The sequence below is a fragment of the Janthinobacterium sp. GMG1 genome, assembly GCF_034427795.1.
Taxonomy (GTDB): domain Bacteria; phylum Pseudomonadota; class Gammaproteobacteria; order Burkholderiales; family Burkholderiaceae_D; genus Janthinobacterium.
The window spans coordinates 225,828-248,552 of sequence record NZ_JAXQNT010000001.1; the positions used below are offsets into that span (position 1 = coordinate 225,828).

The 22,725-nt window shown below is 62.7% G+C and carries 21 protein-coding genes; 12 read left to right on the forward strand and 9 right to left on the reverse strand.

The genetic code is table 11. The features are described 5' to 3' along the window. Positions 1-49 precede the first annotated feature (49 nt). Together SJI03_RS01085 and SJI03_RS01090 are read left to right on the forward strand one after the other, a co-directional pair. Positions 50-616, forward strand: a complete 567-nt coding sequence (locus SJI03_RS01085) for a sigma-70 family RNA polymerase sigma factor (RefSeq protein ID WP_233515980.1) — start codon at positions 50-52, stop codon at positions 614-616. Then, positions 613-1,425 carry a hypothetical protein gene (locus tag SJI03_RS01090; RefSeq protein ID WP_099376352.1) on the forward strand — a complete coding sequence of 271 codons (813 nt, stop codon included), beginning with the start codon at positions 613-615 and terminating at the stop codon, positions 1,423-1,425. The genes SJI03_RS01085 and SJI03_RS01090 overlap by 4 nt, the downstream gene beginning before the upstream one ends. Before the next feature lie 6 nt (positions 1,426-1,431). Here SJI03_RS01090 and SJI03_RS01095 read toward each other — a convergent pair whose 3' ends face one another. Then, positions 1,432-2,577 carry an MFS transporter gene (locus SJI03_RS01095; RefSeq protein WP_099376353.1) on the reverse strand — a complete coding sequence of 382 codons (1,146 nt, stop codon included), beginning with the start codon at positions 2,575-2,577 and terminating at the stop codon, positions 1,432-1,434. Between the two features lie 283 nt (positions 2,578-2,860). On the opposite strand from SJI03_RS01095, the gene SJI03_RS01100 reads away from it, so the two are divergent. From SJI03_RS01100 to SJI03_RS01140, 9 genes are all read left to right on the forward strand, one after another. Continuing rightward, entirely contained in the window at positions 2,861-3,628 is a 768-nt protein-coding gene (locus SJI03_RS01100) for a gamma-glutamyl-gamma-aminobutyrate hydrolase family protein (protein WP_322425972.1), read from the forward strand. A 58-nt stretch (positions 3,629-3,686) separates the two neighbouring features. Continuing rightward, a complete protein-coding gene (locus SJI03_RS01105) occupies positions 3,687-5,057 on the forward strand; it encodes a glutamine synthetase family protein (protein ID WP_099376355.1) in 1,371 nt (456 codons plus the stop codon). Positions 5,058-5,069: 12 nt separating this feature from the next. Then, positions 5,070-6,530: an aspartate aminotransferase family protein gene (locus SJI03_RS01110; protein WP_322425973.1), complete on the forward strand. Its 1,461-nt coding sequence runs from the start codon at positions 5,070-5,072 to the stop codon at positions 6,528-6,530. Positions 6,531-6,664: 134 nt separating this feature from the next. Beyond that, positions 6,665-7,813, forward strand: coding sequence for an ABC transporter ATP-binding protein (locus SJI03_RS01115; protein ID WP_322425974.1), 1,149 nt, complete (start codon positions 6,665-6,667; stop codon positions 7,811-7,813). 7 nt (positions 7,814-7,820) lie between these two features. Further along, positions 7,821-8,750, forward strand: a complete 930-nt coding sequence (locus tag SJI03_RS01120; protein WP_219308314.1) for an ABC transporter permease subunit — start codon at positions 7,821-7,823, stop codon at positions 8,748-8,750. Next, positions 8,747-9,598 carry an ABC transporter permease gene (locus SJI03_RS01125; protein ID WP_322425975.1) on the forward strand — a complete coding sequence of 284 codons (852 nt, stop codon included), beginning with the start codon at positions 8,747-8,749 and terminating at the stop codon, positions 9,596-9,598. Before SJI03_RS01120 ends, SJI03_RS01125 begins: the two co-directional genes overlap by 4 nt. 30 nt (positions 9,599-9,628) lie before the next feature. Further along, on the forward strand, positions 9,629-11,116 hold the full coding sequence (locus SJI03_RS01130; protein WP_322425976.1) for an aldehyde dehydrogenase: 1,488 nt from the start codon (positions 9,629-9,631) through the stop codon (positions 11,114-11,116). 147 nt (positions 11,117-11,263) lie between these two features. After that, positions 11,264-12,502 (forward strand): type II toxin-antitoxin system HipA family toxin, encoded by a 1,239-nt coding sequence (locus SJI03_RS01135; protein ID WP_322425977.1) that lies wholly within the window; start codon positions 11,264-11,266, stop codon positions 12,500-12,502. 1 nt (position 12,503) lies between these two features. Then, entirely contained in the window at positions 12,504-12,830 is a 327-nt protein-coding gene (locus SJI03_RS01140) for a helix-turn-helix transcriptional regulator (RefSeq protein WP_322425978.1), read from the forward strand. A gap of 20 nt (positions 12,831-12,850) precedes the next feature. On the opposite strand, the gene panB is transcribed toward SJI03_RS01140, so the two are convergent. The 6 genes from panB to SJI03_RS01170 form a co-directional block, all read right to left on the reverse strand. Beyond that, positions 12,851-13,726, reverse strand: a complete 876-nt coding sequence (panB, locus tag SJI03_RS01145; RefSeq protein WP_322425979.1) for a 3-methyl-2-oxobutanoate hydroxymethyltransferase — start codon at positions 13,724-13,726, stop codon at positions 12,851-12,853. 109 nt (positions 13,727-13,835) lie between these two features. Next, entirely contained in the window at positions 13,836-14,324 is a 489-nt protein-coding gene (folK, locus tag SJI03_RS01150) for a 2-amino-4-hydroxy-6-hydroxymethyldihydropteridine diphosphokinase (protein ID WP_322426420.1), read from the reverse strand. After that, positions 14,324-15,697 (reverse strand): polynucleotide adenylyltransferase PcnB, encoded by a 1,374-nt coding sequence (pcnB, locus tag SJI03_RS01155; protein ID WP_322425980.1) that lies wholly within the window; start codon positions 15,695-15,697, stop codon positions 14,324-14,326. Before pcnB ends, folK begins: the two co-directional genes overlap by 1 nt. Then, positions 15,690-16,361, reverse strand: coding sequence for an HAD family hydrolase (locus SJI03_RS01160; RefSeq protein ID WP_322426421.1), 672 nt, complete (start codon positions 16,359-16,361; stop codon positions 15,690-15,692). The genes pcnB and SJI03_RS01160 overlap by 8 nt, the downstream gene beginning before the upstream one ends. Further along, entirely contained in the window at positions 16,361-17,029 is a 669-nt protein-coding gene (hda, locus tag SJI03_RS01165) for a DnaA regulatory inactivator Hda (RefSeq protein ID WP_034788687.1), read from the reverse strand. Before hda ends, SJI03_RS01160 begins: the two co-directional genes overlap by 1 nt. Positions 17,030-17,105: 76 nt before the next feature. Next, complete coding sequence (locus tag SJI03_RS01170; RefSeq protein WP_322425981.1) at positions 17,106-18,188, reverse strand: AI-2E family transporter; 1,083 nt, start codon at positions 18,186-18,188, stop codon at positions 17,106-17,108. 188 nt (positions 18,189-18,376) lie between these two features. On the opposite strand from SJI03_RS01170, the gene purM reads away from it, so the two are divergent. Next, complete coding sequence (gene purM / locus SJI03_RS01175; RefSeq protein WP_092796783.1) at positions 18,377-19,420, forward strand: phosphoribosylformylglycinamidine cyclo-ligase; 1,044 nt, start codon at positions 18,377-18,379, stop codon at positions 19,418-19,420. Between the two features lie 64 nt (positions 19,421-19,484). Here the strand turns inward: purM and SJI03_RS01180 are convergent, their stop codons facing one another. Further along, a complete protein-coding gene (locus tag SJI03_RS01180) occupies positions 19,485-20,816 on the reverse strand; it encodes an MFS transporter (protein WP_322425982.1) in 1,332 nt (443 codons plus the stop codon). Positions 20,817-20,949: 133 nt separating this feature from the next. Next, positions 20,950-22,566 carry a choline dehydrogenase gene (locus tag SJI03_RS01185; RefSeq protein ID WP_322425983.1) on the reverse strand — a complete coding sequence of 539 codons (1,617 nt, stop codon included), beginning with the start codon at positions 22,564-22,566 and terminating at the stop codon, positions 20,950-20,952. Between the last annotated feature and the right edge of the window lie 159 nt (positions 22,567-22,725).

A 22,725-nucleotide genomic window follows, 5' to 3' on the forward strand; every position in this document is an offset into this window, starting at 1 on the left:
AGGGGCAGGGAAATTGTCGCTGCCGCGTAGTTCGGCTACACTGGTCCGTATGCCCGACACTTTACTGACCGCGACGGATGAAGACCTGATGCTGCGCTACAGCGCCGGCGACCTGCCGTCGTTTCGCGAATTGTACCGGCGCCATAGCCAGGGCCTGTACCGCTTCGTGGCCTGGCGTGCGCCGCGCCGCGCGTGGGTCGACGAGATCGTGCAGGATGCGTGGGCCAGCCTGCATGTGGCGCGTGCCGGTTACCAGCCGCAGGCGGCGTTCCGCACCTATCTGTACCAGATCGCGCGCAACCGCCTGATCGACCTACTGCGTCAGCGCGAAGGACAGGAACACGATGACGTGGGCGAACTGGCGGACGGGGGCGCATCGCCGCCGCAATCGCTGGAGCAGAAGCAGCAGCATGCGCTGCTGCATGCGGCTATCGCCGCGCTGCCGGCCGAGCAAAAGGAAGCGCTGGTGCTGCAGCAGTTCAGTGGCATGAGCATCCTCGAGATCGCCGTGGTGACGGGGGCGGAAGCGGAAACCGTCAAGAGCCGGCTGCGCTACGCCATGAAGAAATTGCGCGCGGGCTTGGACAGCGCCGCTGGCGCGGGAGGACAGGCATGAATACGCACGATCAAGATAATGAGGAACCGAACGACGCACCGAATGACGAGGAATTGAACGCGCTGCTGGCCAGCCTGCCGCAGCCGGCGCCATCCAGTGTGCTCGATGCGGCCATTCTGGCCGACGCCGAAAAGGTCTTGGCAAAACCCGTTGCCGCCAACGACAGCGCCGATGGCGTGCTGCGCACCTTGCCGACCAAAAAATCACCGGACTACCTGCAGCGCTGGCGCGTTCCGCTGGGACTGGCGGCGGCCGTGCTGTTGACGGTGAACCTGATCGGCGTGGACTGGTTCGGCTCGAAGCCGGCGCAATTTCCCGTGGTAGGGGAGCCGGTCACGCAGGAGGTGATGCAGGAAGCCGCACCGGCCGCTGCATCCGGGACTGTGTCTGTGCCGCCACCGCCGGCACCGCGTGCCATGGCCAAGGCGGCACCGAGGCCGCCGGCGCCAGCCGAGCCGGCGCCAGCACCCGTGTCAGTACCCGTACCTGCGCCAGCGCCACCGGCCCCGCCACCGCCTCCGGCAATGCGGGAGGCGATGGAGCAGCAAGCTGCCATGCAGGCCGAGGCCAGCATGAAGCGCCAGGCACCGGTGCAGCGCGCGCTGGCCATGCCCGCGCCCGTCGCGGCCCGTTCCGCCCCGTTGCCGCCGCCGGCCAGGCTCGACGCTTCCGTGTGGCTGGTGAAGATCGACGCGTTGCTGAAGGCCGGCGAAGGCAGCTTGGCGCACGAGGAGTGGACGGCGTTCCGGCAGGCGTATCCAGATTACCCGGTGGCCGAGGAACTGCGGCTGCGGCTGGAGAGTAAGTAAAAAACGCTAGACGATCCCCTTCCTGCGTTCCCACACGGCGCTGCCCACGAAAATGGCGGCGCATACCCACATCACGGCCGGCAGGGCGTTCACGCCCACCGATTGCATCAGAACGCCCGTCAGCAGTGGTCCGCCGCCGCTGGTGACGCCCCAGGTGGCGTTGACGATGGCGCTGGCGCTGGTCAGCGACAGCCCCGTGAAACGTTCGCCGCAGGCCACCAGCGCCAGCATGTAGATGCCGCCCGCCGCCGCGCCCAGCAACAGCAGCAAGGTCCACCACAGCCACGGCGTGCCGACGGCAAACGGCAGCAGCGGCAGCAGCAGGCAGACGGCCACGCCGCATGCCGCGTGGACTTTGGCGCGGCCGAAGCGGTCGGCCATCCATCCCAGCGCGAATTGCAGGCCCGTGTCGCCCACCAGCACCACGGTGGCCGACAGCAGGGCCAGGTCCGTGCCGATGCCGTGCTCCATCGCGTACAGGGGCAGCAAGCTCAATGCCAGGGTGTCGAACAGGGCGAAGAAGGCGGCACCGAGCAGTATCATCGGCATGCGCGGCAGGATCAAGGTCCACTTCACGCCATGTTCTTCCGGTTCCTTTTCCGGGCCGCTGTTCGAGATCAGCATCAATCCCGGCACGGCCAGCAAGAACAGCAGGCCGCAGGCGGCGAAGCTCCAGCTGATCTTGTCATTGAACAGCGCCACGAGGGCGGGGCCGATCAGCTGGAAAAACGTAAAACTGGTGGTGTACATGGCCACCACGCGTCCCCGCGAATTATCGGGCGCCAGGCGGTTCACCCACGCTTCGCCGATGGTAAACAGCACGCCCATGGCGCCGCCGAACAGGAAACGCAGCACGCTCCACGCCAGCAGGTGGTCGGTGAACTGCATGGCAATCGTCGCCAGCGAGGCTACCCACACGGCGCCCAGCATGGTGGCGCGCGCGCCGAAGCGCCCCACCCAGCGCGAGACGAACGGCGAGGCGGCCAGGATGCCGAGGGCGCTGACGGCCGTGATCATGCCGATGATGTCCGTGCCCACCCCGCGCTGGTGCAAGGTCAATGCGGTGAGCGGCATGGTGGCACCCAGACCCAGGCCGACCACGCCGATGCTCACCACGAGGGCGAAGAAGTCGCGCCACGGCATGTGCTTCATGGCTGCCCCCGCAGAGTGAAAAAGGTACTTGAAAAGGCTGTAAAGCGGTGTGGATGCATGGGAAAGTAAGGAGACTTTGCCGGTGGCGCTGGTGTTTGGCGGCGGACCGGCATATGATGATTTTAATAGAGGCAATATTGCAAAGCCGTAGTGTAGGCGATGTGTACCGCCGCTGGCCACGTCCATCGGTGTGGCCGCCCCTGCCGGCTCTGCTGTACAGTGAAGCGAGCGGCAGCGCTGTCATGGCGCTGTCATTGGATCGTCACGCCAGCGAGGTAGCTCCATGCGCCGTCCCATCGTTCTCGTTCCCGCCTGCCAGCGCCAGCTTGGCAGCCACGCCTGGCACATGGCGCAGGACAAATACCTGCATGCCGTGCTGCGCGGCGCCGGCTGCATGCCGCTGCTGCTGCCCGCACTGGGCGCGGATGCGGACCTGGAAGCGGCACTGCACGTCGCCGATGGCGTCATGCTGACCGGTTCCGCCTCGAACGTCGACGCGCGCCTGTATGGCGAAGACATCCTGCATCCCGATCTGCCGCAAGACCCCGCGCGCGACGCCACCACCTTACCCCTGATCCGCGCCGCGCTGGCACGCCAACTGCCCTTGCTGGCCATCTGCCGCGGCTTCCAGGAAGTCAATGTGGCGCTGGGCGGCAGCCTGCACCAGGCCGTGCACGCGGTGCCGGAGATGCAGGATCACCGGGAGAATGTGCTCGACCCGCTGGCGCGCCAGTATGCACCAGCGCACCGTATCAAGCTGATGCCCGATGGCCGGCTTTCACGATTGCTGGGCGGCGAGAGCGAGATGATGGTCAATTCCCTGCATGGCCAGGGCGTGGCGCGGCTGGCCGATGGCTTGCTGGTGGAAGCCCTGGCCGACGACGGCCTGGTGGAAGCGTACACAGTAGCCAGCGCCGCCGGTTTTACGCTGGCCGTTCAATGGCACCCGGAATGGCAGGTGGAAGACAATCCGCAGTCGATGCGGCTGTTCGATGCCTTTGGCCAGGCTTGCCGCGATTACCAGGAACAGCAGCACAAAAAGAAAGAATAAATGACAGGCGCGCCGCCCGCAGTACATGGCGTTTGATCAAGACCAGCGAGAGGGAAACATGGCAATACGCGAAAATTTCACCTATACGGATATGGATTTGTGGCTCAATGAAAAGCGCGTCACGGAAATCGAATGCCTGGTCCCCGACTTGACGGGCGTGGCGCGCGGGAAGATCCTGCCGCGCGGGAAATTCACCCAGGAACGCGGCATGCGCATCCCGGAAGCGGTACTGGGCATGACGGTGACGGGCAATTACCCGGTCGACGATGGCGGCTACGACCGCGCCATTTCCAGTACCGACCGCGACATGATCTTGAAGGCCGATCCCACCACCATCACCATGGTGCCGTGGGCCACGGACCCCACCGCGCAAGTCATCCACGACTGTTATTTTTCCGACGGCGCGCTGGTCGATTTCGCTCCAAGATCCGTGCTGCGGCGCGTGCTGAAACTGTATGCGGACAAGGGCTGGAAACCCGTGGTGGCGCCGGAACTGGAGTTCTACCTGACGGCGAAAAACACGGACCCGGACTTGCCCTTGAAGCCGCCCATCGGCCGCAGCGGCCGGGCCGAGACGAGCCGCCAGGTGTACAGTATCGACGCCGTCAACGAGTTCGATCCCCTGTTCGAGGATATCTACGATTACTGCGAATTGATGAACCTTGACGTCGACACGCTGATCCATGAAATCGGCGCAGGGCAGATGGAAATCAACTTCCTGCACGGCGACCCATTGGGCCTGGCCGACAAGGTGTTTTTCTTCAAGCGCACCCTGCGCGAAGCGGCCCTGAAACACGATATGTACGCCACCTTCATGGCCAAGCCGATGGCGGGCGAACCGGGTTCCGCCATGCACGTGCACCAGAGCGTCGTCGATGCGAAGACGGGCCTGAACATCTTCAGCAACGAGGACGGTTCGGCCGCGCCCATCTTCAAGCATTACATCGCGGGCTTGCAGCGCTACATGCCGTCGGCCATGGCCATCGTCGCGCCGTACGTGAATTCCTACCGCCGCATCGTGCGCCACACGGCGGCGCCCATCAATATCCAGTGGGGCCTGGACAACCGCACGGTGGGATTCCGCGTGCCCGAATCGGGCGTGCAGGATCGGCGCGTGGAAAACCGCATTATCGGCGCCGACGCCAATCCCTACCTGGCCCTGGCCGTCACCCTGGCCTGCGGCTACCTGGGCATGACGGAGCAGCTGGAAGCGACGCCGATGATGGTGGGCAGTGCCTATGACATGAAGTTCGAACTGCCGCAAGGCTTGCCGGAGGCCCTGCAGCTGCTGCGCGCGGAAGACAAGCTGCGCACGGTGCTGGGCGAGCGCTTCATCGACGTGTATGCGGCCATCAAGGATCTGGAACATCAGGAGTTCATGACCGTCATCAGTCCGTGGGAGCGCGAACATTTACTGTTGCATGTCTAGGAAAGGAACAGCATGAGTACAACAAACAATCCGCTGGTGCCAAGCGCCGCTTTTGTCTCTTCCGTCGCGCAGAAAAACGCGGCGCCGCAGGTGTATGACACGGCCGCCATCCAGCAGATGGACTCGGCCCACTACCTGCATCCATTCACCGATTTTAAGGATCTGGCAAGCAAGGGCGCGCGCGTGATCGTGCGCGGTGATGGCGTCTACCTGTGGGATAGCCAGGGCAAGAAAATCGTCGATGGCATGTCCGGCCTGTGGTGCGTCAACGTGGGCTATGGCCGCACGTCGATCTCGCAAGCCGTGTACCGGCAGATGGAGACGCTGCCCTTCTATAACAGCTTCTTTGGCACGACGAACGTGCCGGCCGCGCAGCTGGCCGCCAAGCTGGCGAAAATCTCGCCGCCGCAGTTCCAGCACGTCTTCTTCACCAGTTCCGGCTCCGAAGGCAACGACACGAATTTGCGCATGGTGCGTCGCTACTGGGACATCCTTGGCTACAAGGAGCGCCACACCATCATCAGCCGCCACAATGCCTATCACGGCAGCACGGTAGCGGGAGCGTCCTTGGGCGGCATGGATGGCATGCATGCGCAGGGCGGCATGCCGATACCGGGCATCGCGCATATCGGCCAGCCCAATTACCTGGAGTCGGGCCATGGCTTGACACCCGATGCCTTCGGCTTGAAGGCGGCTGGCTGGCTGGAAGAGAAAATCCTGGAAATCGGCGCCGACAAGGTGGCTGCCTTCATCGGCGAACCGGTGCAGGGCGCCGGTGGCGTCATCATCCCGCCATCGACGTATTGGCCCGAAATCCAGCGCATCTGCGACAAGTACGGCATTTTGCTCATCGCCGATGAAGTCATCTGCGGCTTCGGCCGCCTGGGGCGCTGGTTCGGTTCCGAACTGTTCGGCATCAAGCCCGACCTGATCACCTTTGCCAAGGGTGTCACGTCCGGCTATGTGCCGCTGGGCGGCGTGCTGGTGGGCGACAGGGTGGCCAAAGTGCTGATCGAGCAGGGTGGCGAATTCACGCACGGCTTCACGTATTCGGGCCACCCCGTGGCCTGCGCGGCGGCGCTGGAAAACATCCGCATCATCGAGGACGAGCAACTGGTGGCCAAGGTGGCCGAGGATACGGGGCCTTACCTGCATCAGTGCTTCGCCAGCCTGGCTGAACATCCGCTGGTCGGCTATGCGGACAGCTGCGGCCTGGTCGCGGGCCTGAACCTGGTGCGCAGGAAGGGCGCCACCGTGCACGAGAATGAGCTGTTCGACGAGGACCAGGGCGTGGGCATGATCTGCCGCGGCCACATGTTCGACAATGGCGTCATCATGCGCGCCGTGGGCGAGCGCATGATCGTCGCCCCGCCGCTGGTCATGACGCGCGCGCAGATCGATGAAATGGTGGGCTTGATACGCCTGTGCCTGGACAAGACGTACGCGGACGTGAAAGCGAAGGGCTGGGTGTAGGTTTTTTCCCCATTTTGCCGCCATCCGCGCATTTTTTGGACCGCAATGGCGGCAGTTCCGCTAAACTTCCATCCTGGCCGCTCATTGTAGCGGCCAGTTTTTCATTTTGACACCCACTTACCCAAAGCACCCACATGACGATAGCAACACCAGCCGCGTCGGCCAGCGACGCCCCAGCGCCTTTCTTGCTGATTGATCAACTGGTCAAGGAATTCGATGGCGTGCGCGCCGTCAATGATATTTCCGTGACGATCAACAAGGGCGAGATATTCGCGCTGCTGGGCAGTTCAGGTTGCGGCAAGTCGACCCTGCTGCGCATGCTGGCCGGTTTCGAGACGCCGACGTCGGGGCGCATCGCTCTGGCGGGCAACAGCATCGTCGATGTGCCGCCACACCAGCGCCCCATCAACATGATGTTCCAGTCGTACGCGCTGTTCCCGCACCTGTCCGTGTGGGACAACATCGCCTTCGGCCTGCGCCGTGATGGCTTGCCGAAGGCGGAAGTGGCGGCACGGGTCGAGCAGATGCTGGCGCTGGTGCAGCTGGGCCAGTACGCGAAGCGCAAGCCGCATCAGCTGTCGGGCGGGCAGCAGCAGCGCGTGGCGCTGGCGCGCAGCCTGGCCAAGCGGCCGCAATTGCTGCTGCTCGACGAGCCGCTGGGCGCGCTGGACAAGAAACTGCGCGAGCGCACGCAGATGGAACTGGTGAATATCATCGAGCAGGTGGGCGTCACCTGCGTGATGGTCACGCACGACCAGGATGAAGCCATGAGCATGGCCACGCGTATCGCCGTCATGAGCGAAGGGCGCATCCTGCAGGTGGGCGCGCCCGGTGAAATCTACGAAACGCCGAACTGCCGTTTCGTGGCCGACTTCATCGGCAGCGTCAACCTGTTCGATGGCCGCATCACGCAGGACGAAGCCGATCACGTGGTGATCGCCACGCCCGACGGCGAGCACTATGTTTCGCACGGCATCACGGGCAACCTGGGCATGGATGTCTCGGTGGCCGTGCGCCCCGAAAAAATCGGCATCCAGATCGCGCCACCTGCCCTGGACGAGCGCGCGTCACCAAAGGAACACGGCTACAACTGCGCCCAGGGCGTGATCGTCGCCATGGCGTATTTTGGCAATGAAACCAGCTATCACGTGCGCCTCGACAGCGGCACGGTGGTGAAAGTCTCGCGCACCAACGCGGCCCGCCACGACGCCGCGCGCCTCGAACGCGAGCAGCGCGTGTGGCTGTGGTGGGATGGCGCCGACATCGTCGTGCTGACCAGCTGAGGCCACCATGACGTCCATTCTGCAAATGCTGCGCAACCTGGTGACCTTACGCTGGCTCACTGGCCGCAACGCCGTCATCGCCGTGCCGTCGCTGTTCCTCACTGCCGCCTTTTTGGTACCGTTTCTGATCGTGCTGCGTATCAGCCTGTCCGACATGGACACGGCGGGCAGCCCGTTCGGCGGCTTGCTGTCGTATGTCGACGGCATCGTCGTGCTGAAGGTGAAAATCGCCAATTACCTGTTCATCGCCGCCGATGAACTGTATCTGCTCACCTACCTGAGCTCACTCAAATACGCGGCCATCACCACGGCCATCTGTCTGTTCATCGGCTATCCGTTCGCCTACTTCATGGCGCGTGCCAAACCGTCCATCCGTCCCGTGCTGATGATGCTGGTGATGCTGCCGTTCTGGACCTCGTTCCTGCTGCGCGTGTATGCGTGGAAGGGCATCCTGGCCAACCACGGCTTGCTCAACGACCTGCTGATCGCGCTGGGCATCGTGAGCGAGCCGCTGCACATGATGAACACTTCGTTTTCGCTGGTGGTTGGCATGGTGTACGCCTACCTGCCGTTCATGATTTTGCCCCTGTATGCGAACCTGGTGAAAATGGACATGCGTTTCCTGGAAGCGGCGGCCGACCTGGGCGCCACGCCTTTGCAGGCGTTCTGGCGCATCACGGTGCCCCTGTCGAAATCGGGCATCATCGCCGGCGCCATGCTGGTCTTCATTCCGTCCGTGGGCGAATATGTGATTCCCGAGCTGCTGGGCGGCCCGGAAACCCTGATGATCGGCCGCGTGCTGTGGGATGAATATTTCACCAATAACGACTGGGCCATGGCTTCGTCGGTGACGGTGCTGGTGGTCTTGCTGATCCTCGTGCCGATGGCGATTTTTAACAAATACAAAACGGACCAGGACGCGGAGGAGCGCACATGAACGGACGTAATTTCCTGCAGCGCTGGTTCGGCCGCGGCTGGCTGTCGCTCGGCTATCTGTTCCTCTATCTGCCTATCATCGTGCTGATCGTCTTCTCGTTCAACAGCTCGCGCCAGGATATGGTGTGGAGCGGCTTCTCGCTGCGCTGGTACAGCGAGTTGATGAGCGATACGGAGATCATCTCGGGCTTCGGCCTGTCGCTGAAGATCGCCTTCCTGTCGGCCACCTCGTCCGTCATCCTCGGCACGTTCGCTGCCTTTGCCTTGACCAGCTACCAGCGCTTCCGTGGCCGCACCGTGTTTTCCGCCATGGTCAGCGCGCCTTTGGTGATGCCGGAAGTGATCATCGGCCTGTCTCTGCTGCTGATGCTCGTGTCCATGCAAAAGGTCTTCGGTTTTCCCGAGCGTGGCGTGCTGACGATCTGGCTCGGCCACACCTTGCTGGGCATGGCGTATGCGGCCGTGGTGGTGCAATCGCGCCTGCAGGAAATGAGCAAGTCCCTGGCCGAAGCGGCGATGGACCTGGGCTGCCGCGCGCACCAGGTGTTCTTCCTCGTGACCCTGCCGAACATCACGCAGGCGCTGGCCTCGGCCTGGCTGCTGACATTTACTTTGTCGCTCGATGACGTGGTGCTCTCGGCTTTCCTGTCCGGCCCCGGATCGACGACGATGCCGCTGGTGATCTTTTCGCGCGCGCGCCTGGGGCTCGACCCGCGCGTCAATGCGATTGCCGCGCTGACGATCCTCGTCGTGACGCTCGCCGTGATCGCGTATGCCGTGATGCTGGCGCGCGCTGACCGCAGACGCCGCAAGCAACTGTCTGCGGCGTATTTGGCGGACCAGGAGTAAGCTGCTCTTACACTGACACAGGAGACGACCATGACGGAAAACACCAGCTGGCATGCACGGGCCGCAGCGCTCACGATCGATGGACGCGCCTTCATCAATGGCGAACGGGTAGGGGCCAGGTCAGGCCAGACCTTCGACAATCTGTCGCCCATCGACGGGCGCTTGCTGGGGCAAGTGGCGCGCTGCGATGGCGCCGACGTGGATGCGGCCGTGCAAGCCGCCCGCGCCGCCTTTGACGACCGCCGCTGGGCAGGCAAGTCGCCCGCGCAGCGCAAGCGGATATTGATCAAGTTTGCCGACCTGGTACAGAAATACGGTCCCGAACTGGCCCTGCTGGAAACCCTGGACATGGGCAAGCCGATCAAGTACAGCCAGAGCGTGGACGTGGGCGCCACGGCCAACTGCCTGCGCTGGTATGGCGAGGCGATCGATAAAATCTACGATGAAATCGCACCGACGCCCGCCAACAGCCTGGCCCTGATCACGCGCGAACCGGTGGGCGTCGTCGCCGCCATCGTGCCGTGGAACTACCCGATGATCATGGCCGCCTGGAAGATCGCGCCGGCCCTCGCGGCCGGCAACAGCGTGATCCTCAAACCCTCCGAAAAATCCCCGCTGACGGCCTTGCGGCTGGCCGATATCGCGCTGGAAGCGGGTGTGCCGGCGGGCGTCTTCAACGTGCTGCCCGGTTACGGCAACGAGGCGGGCGCCGCGCTGGCGCTGCACATGGATATCGATTGCATCGGCTTTACGGGTTCCACGCGCACGGGCAAGTTGATCGTGCAGATGGCGGGCCAGTCGAATTTGAAACGGGCGTGGACGGAACTGGGCGGCAAATCCGCCAACATCGTCTGCGCCGATTGCCTGGACCTGGACAAGGCCGTGGCCGCCGCCGTCGGCTCCATCTTTTTCAACCAGGGCGAAAGCTGCAACGCGCCTTCGCGCCTGTTCGTGGAAGCATCGATCAAGGAAGAATTCCTGGCCAAGGCGTTGGCCATGCTGCCCCGTTTCCAGCCTGGCGACCCGCTCGACGAAGCCACCGTCATGGGCGCCATCGTCGACGCCACGCAGATGCAAACGGTGATGGGCTATATCGCGGCCGGCAAGAGCGAAGGCGCCCAGTTGCTCGGTGGCGGCGAGGCCGTGCGCGCGGAGACGGGTGGCTACTATGTGCAGCCGACCATCTTCGGCGTGGATGCGAGCATGACGATCGCCCGCGAAGAGATATTCGGGCCTGTCTTGTCCGTGCTGGGCTTTACGGATATCGCCGAAGCGGTGCAACAGGCCAACGCCACGCCGTACGGCTTGCAGGCGGCCGTATGGACATCCGACATCACCAAGGCCATCCAGACGGCGCGCGCCCTGCGTGCCGGCACCGTGCACGTCAACCAGTACGACGGCGACGACATCACCGTGCCGTTCGGCGGCTACAAGCAGTCGGGCAACGGGCGTGACAAGTCGCTGCACGCACTGGACAAGTACACGGAGCTGAAGACGACGTGGATACAGGTGGGCTAGTGTGCGTCGATTATCGCGATAATTAGCTCCTATATGATCTAATTATTGGCAAAAATATGCTAAATTAGGCGTTATAGGGACTATTTTGGGGGCGGTATGGAGTGTCATTTTCAAATCTTTCATGAGGAAGTATGGAAAGATTGTGCATTGCTTACCCTGCTCAAACCCGCCGGCGGCAACCCCCGTACTGCCACGCTGTTTGAATACGACCTCGATTATGCCTTCGAGAAAAAAGTCGAACCCGTATCGCTGCGCTTTCCCGTCACGGCAGATATGCAGAAGCTGGCGCAATGGCCAGCCTTTGTGTTTGACCTGATCCCCCAGGGGAGCGGGCGTGCGTATCTGCTGGGGCAGCTGCAACTGGCGGATGGTCCTGCCGCCGATTTTCCGTTGATGTGCGCCGGCGCCTTCAATCCCATCGGGTGTGTCCGCGTTGCCGAGGCAGTGCAATACTATGAACAGCATCTTGCCCGCCACGAGACCGACACACCCATGCACGGGTTGTCATTGGAAGACATCATTGGCCGCGGCGAGGTATTTCACGAACGCATGCTGGTACACAGCATGCTGGCAGCAGGTAGCCTCGGTGTCCAGGGCGCGGCGCCGAAATATTTGCTGACGACGGACCATGACGGAATGTGGCATGCGGATGGCGCATTGGCCGACGAGCTCGCGGCAGCGCATTTTATCGTCAAGCGGGCGCGGGGCAAGACCCCGAGCGATGACAAGGTGCTGAGAAATGAAGCGGCCTACATGCGCGTGGCGAGCGCGATGGGCTTGCGCACGGCTGGCGAGCTTCGCTACCAGGAAGATACCCTGTTCATTCCACGCTTTGACCGGATAGTCCGGGATGGCAAGGTACTTCGCCTGCATCAGGAAAGTGCGGCTTCGTTAGCCGGCATCGTGGGATTTGAAGCTTCGCCCAGCCAGTTCGAGCTGTTGCAGGCATTGCGCGCCGTCGTCAGCGACAAGACCACCGAGACCGTTGAATTCCTCAAGCGCGACATATTGAACCTGGCCATGCGCAATACCGATAACCACGCACGCAATACCGCCGTTCAAAAGATCGGTGCCAACGTGCGTCTCACGCCCTTGTTTGATTTCGCGCCCATGTATCTGGACCCGGCAGGCATTGCGCGGGCAGCGCGCTGGTACCATCCGATCGGTAAAAAAGAGCTGCATGCATGGCCTGCCATTCTGGCCGCCATGGATATTGCCGACGTGGAGCGCAATCACATCCAGCTTGAACTTTACCGCTTCGGCCAACGACTCGTCGAGCTGGAGCGGCACATGCTGCAAGCAGGCGTGGATGACGATATCGTCGCCTTTCTCAGGCCTCACATCGCCACACAGATCGAACAATTGAGCGCGCTGGGGGAGCACTGAGATGGCGCGCACCCATATCGACAAGGAACAGCTCAGGCAGCGCAGGGCGGTGCTCTACGACGCCATCGCGCGCGGTGAAGTCACGCTCCAGCATGCGGTGAAGGAGATGCGCGCCATCTCGCGCCTGACGCAGGCGCAATTTGCGGAACACCGAGGGGTCAGCCTGAAAACCATCAAGGAAATCGAGAGCGGCAAGGGTAATCCGACCATCCAGTCACTGAACCGGATAGGGCAGTTTTTTGGACTGGAGGTGGCGTTTGTACGGACAGAAACGCTACGCGCCAAGAAAATCGCCCCGGCAGTTACCGAGGCGATATCATCTGAATAGCAGCAATCAGAAGCCGTGTGTCAGAAGCAGTGTTCCAGCGCCGGGAAGCTGCCATCCTTGACTGCTTTGACGTAGCCGGTGACGGCGTCGTCGATGCTGGCCGCGCCTTCCATGAAGTTGCGCACGAAACGCGCCTTGCGGCCTGGGAAGACGCCCAGCATGTCGTGCATGACGAGCACCTGGCCCGAGCAGTCGGGACCTGCGCCGATGCCGATGGTGGGGATCGTCAGCATGTCGGTCACTTCCTTGCCCAGTTGCGTCGGCATGGCTTCCATCAACACGATGGCGGCGCCCGCGTTTTGCAGCACCAGCGCGTCGTTCTTCAGCTCCGCCGCGCTTTCCGTGCTCTTGCCCTGCACTTTATAGCCGCCCAGCTGGTGCACGAATTGCGGCGTCAGGCCGATGTGGGCGCAGATGGGAATGCCGCGCTCGGAAAGGAAACGGACCGTCTCGGCCAGCCAGGCGCCGCCTTCGATCTTGATCATGTGCGCGCCAGCCTGCATCAGGATGACGGCGTTGGCATAGGCTGTCTCGGGCGTGCCGTACGCGCCAAACGGCAGGTCGGCAACGATCATGGCCGACTTGCTGCCGCGCGCCACGGAAGCCGTGTGATAAGCCAGTTCGGCCACGGTGACGGGCAGGGTGGAATTGTGGCCATTGCAGACCATGCCGAGCGAATCGCCGATCAGCAGGATCTCCACGCCGCAACGGTCCATCAGGGACGCGAAGCTGGCGTCATAGCAGGTCAGCATGGTGATTTTTTCGCCGGCGGCGCGCAGCGTGGCCAGCGTGTGGATGGTCACGGCCTTGTTGGCGACAGGCTTGGATGGCGCCGGCGCCGGTGTGGCGGCCTTGTCTTTTGCGGCCAGATCTGTTCCTTGCAAATAAGCGGACATAGGTATTCTCTAGAGTGAAAGGGGGTGATGCGATTGCGACGCCGCTAGTGTAGTACTTTATGCGGCGTGCTGCAGGGACGGCATTGTAGTGTATGTCTGGCGCCGTGGCTCAGAGCTTGCTGATGGCCTGGTCGGCCACGCCCGGCAGGTAGTCCTGCGCCGGCCCGAGTCCGGGCACGACGATGGCGGGCGCCAGGGCCAGCAGCGGCACCAGCACGAAGGCGCGCTCGGTGATGCGCGGATGCGGCACCGTCAGGGTGGCGCTGGCGATCCGTTCCTCGCCGTACAGCAGCAAGTCCAGGTCCAGGGTGCGCGGGGCGTTGCGGTAGGGCCGTTCGCGCCCGTGCGCCGCCTCGATGGCGTGCAGGGCCTGCAGCAATTCCTCTGCCGGCAGGGTGGTGCTGATGCGCGCCACGGCGTTGATGTAGTCGTCACCGCTGGAATCGATGGGCGCCGTGCGGTAGCTGGCCGAGGCGTCCACCAGGGACGCGCCGGGCAGGCGCGCCAGGCGCGCCAGCGCATCGTGCACATTCGCGCGCGCGTCGCCCAGGTTGGCCCCGATGCCGATGTAAGCGGTGACCAGCGCAGGTGCGTCCATCATTCCTCGCTGCTGCTGCCGGTGGTCGAACCGCCCGTGCCCGTCTTGCTGCGCGTGCTGCGGCGTGGCGGGCGCTTCTTCTTGACGGCGCCCGGTGCGGCATTCGCGCTGACGAGCAGCGCTTCGCGCGTTTCCTCGTCGCCTTCATAAAAGGCCGTCCACCATTCGCCGATGTCCATGTCGATCTCGCCCGAGGCGCAGCGCAGCAGCAGGAAGTCGTAGCCGGCGCGGAAGCGCAGGTGCTCGAGCAGTTTGTACGGTGCCTTGCCGACCCGGCGCTCGAAGCGCGGCTGCATCGACCAGATGTCGCGCATGTCGGAACCGATCTTGCGCTGCAAGGCCAGTTTTTCCGTCTGCGAATCGAGCACGTCGTCGGCCGCCAGGTGCAGCGCGGGAATCGTCGATTCGCCGGCGGCGCGGTAGGCCGTCCATTTTTCCAGCACCTGGTGCCACAGCAGCGAGGCAAACAGGAAGCCCGGCGAGACGGTCTTGCCGGCGGCGATGCGCTGGTCCGTGGCGTCCAGCGCCAGGGTGACGAATTTCGCGCCCAGTGGCTGCTCCAGCACCACGTCGAGCAGCGGCAGCAGGCCGTGATGCAAGCCTTCCTTGCGCAACTGCTGCAGGCAAGCCAGCGCGTGGCCGCTCATCAGCAGTTTCAGCATCTCGTCGAACACGCGCGGCGCCGGCACGTTGTTGATCAGCGGGGCCATGATGGGAATCGGCGCGGCCGTGTGCGGCTCGATGGTGAATTTCAGCTTGGCGGCGAAGCGCACCACGCGCAGCATGCGCACGGGGTCTTCGCGGTAGCGCTCTTCCGGTTTGCCGATCATGCGCAAGGTCTTGGCGCGGATGTCTTCCACACCGCCGTGGTAATCGAGCACTTCCTGCGTGGCCGGGTTGTAGTACATGGCGTTGATGGTGAAGTCGCGGCGCAGCGCGTCTTCGTGCTGCAAGCCGAAGGTGTTGTCGCGCAGGACGCGGCCATGTTCATCCTTGGGCGCGGAGTCGGCGCCGGCGCCGCGGAAGGTCGTCACTTCCAGCAAATCCTGGCCGAACATCACGTGCACGATCTGGAAGCGCTTGCCGATGATGAAGGCGCGGCGGAACAAGCGCTTGACCTGTTCCGGCGTGGCGTTGGTGGCGATGTCGAAGTCTTTCGGTTTCACGCCTAGCAGCAGGTCGCGCACGGCGCCGCCGACGACAAAGGCCTCGAAGCCCGCTTCCTGCAGGCTGCTGGTGACGCGGATGGCATTCGACGACACCAGTTTCGGGTCGATTCCGTGTTGCGCAGGACCGAGCACGATGGGTGCCGTGGTGTCGCGCGCTGCCTCTTTTTTAACGCCGAGGATCTTGCGGATGAATTTTTTAATCATTGAATAAGTGGAGTGATGGCCAGCCGTGGAGGGATGCGTGTGCGCTCAAAGCGGTGTTGGGATTGGTCGCGACAGGGTGGGTCACGACCGACAGCAAGGGAATGTCGTTATGCGAATCGCTGTAAAAATAGCTGCGCTCGAACTGCCCCAGTTCCTTGCCCATCTTTTCCAGCCAGGCATGGGTGTGGGTCAGCTTGCCCGCGCCCAGGGTAGGCGTACCGACCAGCTTGCCCGTGACATTGCCTGCGTCGTCATACTCGGGCATGGCGGCCAGCAAGTGCTCGACGCCCAGCGCATCGGCGATGGGTTTGGTGATGAAATGGTTGGTCGCCGTGACGATGGCCAGCAGGTCGCCCGCGTCCTGGTGCTGTTTCAGCAGGGCTACGACTTCGGGGCGGATGGCCGGCAAGACCACTTCGGCCATGAATTGCTTGTGCAGCGCTTCCAGGCGTTCGCGCGGGAATTGCGCCAGGGTGCCGAGGGAAAATTCCAGGTATTCCACCGGATCGAGCGTGCCGGCCTGGTATTGCGCGAAAAATTCGTCGTTGCGGCGGGTGAATTCGGCGGCGTCCACGGCACCGATGCGTACCAGGAATTCGCCCCACTCATGATCCGAGTCGATGGGCAGCAGGGTGTGGTCGAGGTCAAACAGGGCCAGATTCATCATTCTTTCGCTTCCGCCTGCAACAACTCGCGCAACAATGGCAAGGTGATCGGGCGTTGGGTTTCAAGGGAGTAGAGGTCGAGAGAGTCCAGCATCGTCGACAGCGAACGCATGTCGCGCCGGAAATGGGACAGCAGATAGGGTAACACGCCGGGCGACAAGGTCAAGCCGCGGGTGGTGGCCGCCTGGGTCAGGGCGGCGATTTTTTCATCGTCGGTCAAGCCGTGGATCTGATAGATCAGGCCCCAGCCCATGCGCGTGCGCAAGTCTTCGCGCACGGGCAGCACGGCGGGCGGCACGGCGCCGCTGCACACCATATAGGCCTTGTTGGCGCGGATTTCATTGAACAGGGCAAAGGCGTCGATCTGCGCCAGCGGCGACAGTTTTTCGCAGTCGTCGAGCAGGTACAGGTCGACGTCGGGCGAATACACGAATTCGGACTCGATCGAGAATGGCGAAATATAGCGCGCGCGCTCGGTGCTGGCCAGGGCCTTGAGCAGGTGGCTCTTGCCGGCGGCCAGTTCGCCCCACAAGTAGGCGAAATGTTCGCGCGACGTGCGCGCGGCGAACTGGCGCATCAGCTGCGCCACTTCGGCATTCTGTCCCACCTCGAAGGTATCGAGGCTGTGCGCCTGGTCTGTGCCTAAATCGAGCACCAGTTGTTTCATGGCGTACGCCTTGTCCTGTTTTTCATTACTGCATGTGCATCGTGGTATTGCTAGGTTGATATGATATCCGCTTTTACTAGGTATTATAGAAGCTGCTGGAGAGGTAGTGGCGTCTTAGATGCTTAAAAGCGACCATCAGCACGGCAGAAGCGGGTAAAGCGAGCAAAACGCCGACGAAACCGAACAATTGTCCGAAAGCCAATAAGGCGAAGATCACGGCCAGCGGGTTCAGGCCGATGCGCTCGCCCACCAGGCGGGGCGTGAGGAAAAAGCCTTCGATGACCTGGCCGCAGCCGTAGATGACGGCCACGGCGATCACGCCGCTCCAGTCGGCAAACTGCAGCAGGGCGGCGATCAGCGCCAGCATCAGCCCCAGGCCGAAGCCCAGGTAGGGAATGAACACCAGCAAGCCCGTGATGATGCCCACAGGCAATGCGACTTCAAAACCGGCGATGGCCAGCGCCGCCGAGTAATAGGTGGCCAGCACCAGCATGACGAGCAACTGGCCGCGCAGGTATTGCGCCAGCAGGGTGTCGACTTCCTGCGCCATGCCCACCGTGCGGCCGACCCAGCGGCGCGGTACGGCGCCGGCGATGCGCGCCAGCATCGGATGCCAGTCCAGCAACAGATAGAACAGCACCACGGGAATCAGCACCACGGTGGCCAGCCAGCCCAGCACGGCCGTGCCGCCGATGCGGGCCGAGGCGAGTACCGTGCTCCAGATTTCATCGCCGCTGGTGGCCATCTGCTGGCTCAACATGCGTTTGATGCCCGTGCCATCGAGGCGCACGCGGATGCCCAGATCGCGCAGTTTCGGCGCCAGGAACTCGTTCGCCTTGCTGAGAAATTGGGGGATTTGCGCCTGCAACAAGGGGATTTCCTTCTGCAACACGGGCACGACGATTAGCACGAGCGCCGTAATGGCGAGGAAAAACAACACTACGACGACCAGCACGGCCAGCGGACGGGGTACATAAAAACGCTTGTAATGCAGGCGCTGCAATCGGTCCACGCCGGGATTGAGCACGTAGGCGAGGATGGCGGCGGCCAGGAAGGGCGTCAGGATGGGACCGAGGCTGACGAGCAGCAGCAAGAATGCCAGCCAGACCGCGATCCAAAATGCTGTTTGCTTCTGTTCGGCGGTGATGGCGAATGGCATGTAGTTTGTGCTGTTGCGTTAAAAAAAGGCAGTTAATTACGAAATGGCGGGGCAGTTTGATAAAATAGCGACTTGATCGACCGAATTCACCCGCTGGCGTCCTGCCGCACGATGTTGAAAAACATGCTTGCGCGCGCGTGCCGGCGGGTATCCGCCTTCTATTTTACCGCCTCCGCTGCCACCACACCATGAACCAGACTTCTAATGTTTCCCTTTCCTACCGTGACGCTGGCGTCGATATCGACGCAGGCGACGCTTTAGTCGAAGCAATCAAGCCGTTTGCCAAGCGCACCCTGCGCGAAGGCGTGATGGGCGGCCTGGGCGGTTTTGGCGCCATGTTTGAAATCAGCAAGAAGTACAAGGAACCGGTGCTGGTCTCGGGTACCGATGGCGTCGGCACCAAATTGCGCCTGGCGTTCGAACTGAACCGCCATGACACGGTCGGCATCGACCTGGTCGCCATGAGCGTCAACGACATCCTGGTGCAAGGCGCCGAGCCCCTGTTCTTCCTCGACTACTTCGCTTGCGGCAAGCTGGACGTGGCCATCGCCACCGACGTCATCAAGGGCATCGCCCAGGGTTGCGAACAAGCCGGTTGCGCGCTGATCGGCGGCGAAACGGCGGAAATGCCGAGCATGTACCCGGCCGGCGAATACGACCTGGCAGGTTTTGCCGTCGGCGCCGTGGAAAAATCGAAAATCATCGACGGCACCAAGATCGCCCCGGGCGACGTGGTGCTGGGCCTGGCCTCGTCGGGCGTGCACTCGAACGGTTACTCGCTGGTGCGCAAGATCATCGAAGTGGCAAAACCAGACCTGGAAGGCGACTTCCACGGCCGTAAACTCGCCGACGTGCTGATGCAGCCGACGCGCATCTACGTCAAGCCGCTGCTGGCGCTGATGGATGCGATGGAAGTCAAAGGCATGGTGCACATCACCGGTGGCGGCCTGGTGGAAAACATCCCGCGCGTGCTGCAGCCTGGCCTGGTGGCCGAGCTGGACTCGAAGGCATGGACCATGCCGCCACTGTTCACGTGGCTGCAACAGCACGGCGGCGTGGCTGACGCCGAAATGCACCGCGTCTTCAACTGCGGCATCGGCATGACCGTCATCGTCTCGCAGGAAAACGCGGACGCCGCCATCGCCCAGCTGCAAGCGGCCGGCGAAACCGTTTCGCGCATCGGCACCATCCGCGCCCGCGTGGGCGATGAGCATCAGACAGTTGTTATCTAAGCTGTAGCTTGAACAAACAAGGCAGGCACTCGCGAGAGGCCTGCCTTTTTTACGTCCGCAGGTCTTACCTTGCGTGCGCCGTCTTCATGCGGCCATCCGGTTGCGGGCCTCCTTTCCCGATCATGGCCACGCTGACGGCCGAGACGAGGGAGGCGAACAGGATGTAGCCGACGATGTGCCATGGCTCGCCATTGCCAGTCTTGAGCAGGTAGGTGGCGATGATGGGCGTCAGGCCGCTGGCGAAGATGCCGGAGAACTGGTACACGAAGGAGATGCCCGTGTAGCGTACCTTGGCGTCGAACAGGTCGCAGAACAGGGCCGCTTCCGGGCCGTACACGGCCGAATACAGCACGCCCAGCGGGATGATCACGGAACACCACAGCAGCAAGGGATTGTCGGCGTGGTTAAGCATGATCCAGAAGGCGGGAATCGACGATACGCCCGTGATCAGCGAACCCCAGAAAAACACCTTGGTACGGCCGATGCGGTCCGACAGGCGGCCGAAGAAGGGGATGCAAAAGCACATCACGACGGCCGACGCCATCACGCCCATCAGCGCTTCCGTGCGGTCGATCTTGATGGTGTTGGTCAGATAGGTGATGGAAAACACGCCGAAGATATTGAAGAACACGCCGTCGATATAGCGCGCGCCCATGCCCTTCAAGACGTTGCCCGGATAGCGTTTCAGCAGGTCGAAGAACGGGATTTGCGTCTCCGCGTTCTTCTCCTTGACGGCCTGGAATTCGGGCGTTTCCATCACGTTCAAGCGTATCCACATGCCGATGAAGACGAGGGCGGCCGACAGGATGAAGGCGACGCGCCAGCCCCAGGACAGGAACTGCGCATCGCTCAAGCTATAGGAGAGGATGGCCACCACGCCGGAAGCGAGGCACAGGCCGATGGCCAGGCCGATCTGCGGCAGGCTGGCGTAGAAACCGCGCTCCTTCGGCGGTGCATATTCATACGCCATCAGCACGGCGCCGCCCCATTCGCCACCGAGGCCGATACCTTGCAGCACGCGCAGAAACAGCAGCAGGCCAGGCGCCCAGTAGCCGATGTGCTCATACGTCGGCAGCACGCCGATCAGGAAGGTGGAGACGCCCATGATCATCAGGGTCATCACCAGCATGCTCTTGCGGCCGATCTTGTCGCCGAAGTGGCCGAAGATCACGCCGCCGATGGGGCGCGACAGAAAACCCACGGCAAAGGTACCGTAGGCCAGCATGGTCGAGACGAGTGGATCGCCGCCCGGGAAATACAGCTTGCTGAACACGATGCCGGCCACCACGCCGTACAGGAAGAAGTCATACCACTCGATGGTGGCGCCGATCACGCTGGCCATCACGACTTTCCGTAGCTCTTTGGCCTTTTTCGGATTGTTCGTATTGTTATCCATAATATCTAGTCTCCAATCGATATCGATTATGTGTTTTTTTCTGATGCTTGGCTTGTCGCCGAGTCATTGGAGGCGGGGCCGTCTGCCCGCCGCTGGCATCCTCCTTGCAGGGAATGGGATGAAAAGGGGCGGGTCAGGCTGCCTTGGGCAGGCGCACGGCGTCCGCCAGGATCATGTCGGCCGCTTTTTCGGCGATCATGATGGTGGGCGCGTTCGTATTGCCCGAGACGATTTCCGGCATGATCGACGCGTCGACCACGCGCAGGTGCTGCAGGCCGTGCACGCGCAGGCGGTCGTCGACGACCGCCATGGCGTCATGCCCCATCTTGCAGGTGCCGCTCGGGTGGTAGATCGACTGGCTGAAGCGGCGCGCCGCGTCCAGCAGCTGCGCATCCGTCTCGAACTGCGGGCCGGGCACGAACTCGGCAATGATGTGCGGCGCCAGCGAGGGGGCGGCGGCGATTTTTCTCGCCACGCGCAGGGCGGCAATCGCCGTTTGCTGGTCGCGCGGGTCGGACAGGTAGTTCGGGTAGATGCCCGGATACGCAAAGGGATCGGCGGACTTGATCGATACGTGGCCGCGGCTGTGCGGGCGCAGCTGGCACACGGACGATGTAAACGCGGAAAACGGATGCGCGCCTTCGCCCGGCTTGTCGGCGCTCAGCGGCTGCATGTGGAACTGGATGTCGGGCCGCTCCACCTCGGGCGACGACCTGGTAAACACCGTCACCTGGCTGGCCGCCAGGGTGAGTGGCCCCGAGCGGGAAAACACATATTGCATGGCCACCCACAGCTTGCCCCACAGGCTGTTGACTTCATCGTTCAGGGTTTTCAATCGCGTCTTGAAGACGAGGCGGATTTGCAGATGGTCTTGCAGGTTCTGTCCCACGCCGGGCAAGTCGTGCACCAGCGGCACGCCCACTTCATCGAGCAGGGCGCGCGGGCCCACGCCCGAACATTGCAGGATTTGCGGCGAGCCGATGGCGCCCGCGCAGAGTATCACTTCACCGCTGGCGCGCGCCTGGCGCAGCTGGCCATCCTGCCGGAATTCGATGCCGACGGCGCGCTTGCCCTCGAACAGCACGCGAGTGATTTGCGCGCGCACTTCCACGCGCAGGTTGGCGCGCTTGCGGGCGGGCCGAAGGAAGGCTTTCGCCGTGCTCCAGCGCAAGCCCTTGCTGGCTGTCTGCTGGAAGTAGCCGACGCCCTCCTGCGTGGCGCCGTTGTAATCGGCATTGAAGGGGATGCCGCTTTCCGTGGCGCCGGCAATAAAGTGTTCCGCGATGGGACGGCGCAGGCGCAGGTCCGACACTTTCAATGGACCGCCGACGCCGTGGTAATCGCTGGCGCCCCGTTCCTGGTCTTCCGATTTCTTGAAATAGGGCAGCACTTCGGCATAGCTCCAGCCTGCATTGCCCAGCTCGGCCCAGCGGTCGTAATCTTCCTTCTGGCCCCGCACGTACAGCAAGCCGTTGAGCGAGCTGGAGCCGCCCAGCACCTTGCCGCGTGGCCATTGCAGCTGGCGCCCCGCGATGCCGGCGTCCGCTTCCGTGCGGTAGCACCAGTCCAGCTTGGGGTCGTGCATGGTCTTGAAATAGCCGACCGGCACGTGTATCCACGGATTGTTGTCCTTGCCGCCCGCTTCCAGCAGCAATACCTGGTTGTTGCTGTCATGCGACAGGCGGTTGGCCAGCACGCAGCCGGCGGAACCGGCGCCGACAACGATGTAATCGTAGTGTGTTTGCAACATTGCTCTTGTCTCCTGCGTTGCGGTATCTAGCTGCCTCGACGGGCATTTTTTGCGATACACTGGTCTTTATTGGTTATTTTTGGAACGTCTGGTTCCATTTATAAAAGACGTGCAGCACCGGGACAAGCGGAAACAGCCGCATACGCGAGAGGTGAAACA